Source organism: uncultured Nostoc sp. (genome assembly GCF_964245575.1).
Taxonomy (GTDB): Bacteria; Cyanobacteriota; Cyanobacteriia; order Cyanobacteriales; family Nostocaceae; genus Nostoc.
This window is the reverse complement of the sequence record NZ_CAXTNP010000519.1, coordinates 1-2,573: the sequence shown is the minus strand read 5'-3', so window position 1 is coordinate 2,573 and position 2,573 is coordinate 1. Positions and strand designations below refer to the sequence as shown.

Here is a 2,573-nt window from a genome sequence, read left to right as displayed (position 1 = left end):
GGCACAGGCAACGGCGGCAATGGCGGTAACGGCGGCAATGGCGGTGCTGGAATCGGCATCCAGAACACTAAAGACGCTACCATCACTACAGGGTCAGGCGAAGACACTATTATCGGTTATGGGAATAGCTCAGGAACAAACGCCACAGCTTATGGTATCTTCAATGATGGTGTCATTGATACCGACAATGGTTCTAAAAAAATTACCGGACAGGCATCTTCAACAATTGGTGGTACTGCTTATGGCATTTATGGACAAGGAACCATCAAAACTGGCAATGGCAATGACGAAATTACCGCCATCAGTATCATAGATGGAGTTAAACAGAAAGTTTCTATCGGTGGCGGGTTGACCATTGCTTTGGACAGTGGGGATGATTACTTAAAAGGATTCGGGCAAGCAACTGTTGATGGCGGGGACGGTTTTGATACCCTGGATCTGAGCGCTTTCAATCGCTCCCAAATCATTGTATCTGGTGTTATTTCTGACAATACTCTTAATTCTGCAACTTTTGGTTTCAACAGCAATGGAAACACCATTAGCTTGTCTACGACCGGCTTTGAGAAATTTATCTTTGCAGATAGCTCTTTCTCCTACAGCACTTTAACCTGAAACTAGGATTACACAATCCAAGTATCAAAGAAGAGGTGTTGATTTGAAGTATGAATCTGGATGTAGAGACGTAGCAGTGCTACGTCTCTACAAGGATTTTAGTATTAAAACAGAAGAAAGCTTTTTTTGGATCTTCCTCAGCGATTAACAGTACTCATATCAGGATAGCGATCGCCTGCGGTAATACCTTTTGGTGCTATTGCTTCAATCTGACTGATGTAGAACTCAGACATTCCCATGCAACCAAATTGGGCGTTGTGAAACTTCCAGTCCTTGTTTGCCTAACTTTCTAGAATTCATTGAAAATCTCTGCACAATCAATTCTTAAAGGTTCAGTTTCCACAGGGTTTGTTGTTCGTAATTGAAAAACTTGGCTGTTGTTGATTTCGGGTTAGCGATCGCCTAAAAAAGCGTAACCCTTCAGCAAGACATAAATAAAAGTACTTGTACCTACATTGAACGGTGAATAATATGAAGAATATGCAAAGATGTGTCTTTAAGCAAAGACATTTACATAAATCCGGTAGTATGTAGGTAGTATATAGTTAGTACAAAGTGATTTCGATATTCTCTATTTTCAGGCTAGACAGTCACAGGCAATAGCCCACAACCAGGGTATAAAATTATTTTTGCCTATCAAGAGTAAACTCTTGCCTATTTTCACAGGAGTAGGAATTACCCATTGACAAAAAAACAAACTATCAAGTGTGAATTTTAGACATTCAATCTTGATTTTTCGAGCTTTTTTCAGCTTTCATGGTTGATTAAAGATGAGTGAAAAAAGCCTGAAACTATTTGTTTGACTAAATGCACGCGCTCATGAATTTGTATAGCGCTTAAAACTGTTGTTCTCCTTTGATAGTTAGATAAGTGCTATCGAAAAGCCTTTTCATAAGGTGAATCTTTGATGAAGATTACTGTTCCTCACTTGTCAGGTATAAAGTATGCCGAAAACGTCAAGTTGAGGCGAATTTTTGTGCCCGAAAACAGGACTCAACTCAAGGTTGAGAACTGAAGTTACTGAAAAAATCGATTTAGGTAGGTAAAAGTTATGGCAAATATCATTGGAACCTTGGGTAATGATACCCTAGTGGGCAGCGAGTTAGCGGACACGATTAACGGTCTTGCAGGCAACGATACCATTACAGCTAGCCAGGGCGACGACACCTTGACTGGTGGTGGTGGCAAGGATCAATTTGTTTACAGCTACTATAACGGCACTAATACTATCACTGATTTCGGTGGCGTTGGTAAAGGAACCAACCCGACAGCAGCAGTCATTGCGGAAGTGGACACATTAAAATTCGAGGACTATGACTTGTTCACTGCCCGAAATCTGTTGCTGACCCAAAACGGCAGCAATCTGGAAATCACCTTTGAAGCACTTGTTGATGAAGATGCGCCTGATACCAAAGTCATCCTGCAAAACTTCAAATTAGAAAACTTGGAGAACCTGAAAGCTTCTGGAGCAAGACCAGCTGTTGGCAATATCCTGTTTAGTGGGGAAACTAGCATCACCGACAGCTTTAATGTCCTAGATGCCAACTCCACAGATACTAGCCTGGGCATCAAGAATACAGTCACCTTCCTTAATGACCTTGATAACAACATTACGGGTTTAGATGATTCAGATGATGTAATTAATGGTCAGGGCGGTAATGACAAAATTGACGGCAAAAGTGGCAACGACTTGCTCAGAGGTGGTGTGGGCAAAGACACGCTCATTGGCGGTGTGGGGAATGACACCCTCATTGGCGGTGCTGGGGATAACTCCCTCGTTGGCGGTGCTGGGGATGATTATTTGAATGTTAACAATTCACAAGGCAATAACCTACTCTCTGGTGGCGATGGAAATGATTATCTATTTGCCCTTGGTGATTACAGCGCGTACCGAGGCTCAATTTTATTTGGCAATCCAATCATAGGCAATAACACCCTCAACGGTGGCGCTGGTAATGATA

General features: G+C 42.0%; 2 protein-coding genes. Both read left to right on the top strand.

Going from position 1 to position 2,573, the window contains the following annotated elements:
- On the top strand, positions 1-612 hold a 612-nt coding region (locus tag ACFFAP_RS37920), incomplete at its 5' end, for a hypothetical protein (RefSeq protein ID WP_375516020.1).
- A gap of 1,051 nt (positions 613-1,663) precedes the next feature.
- A partial coding sequence (locus ACFFAP_RS37915) for a calcium-binding protein (protein ID WP_375516019.1) occupies positions 1,664-2,573 on the top strand: 910 nt, incomplete at its 3' end.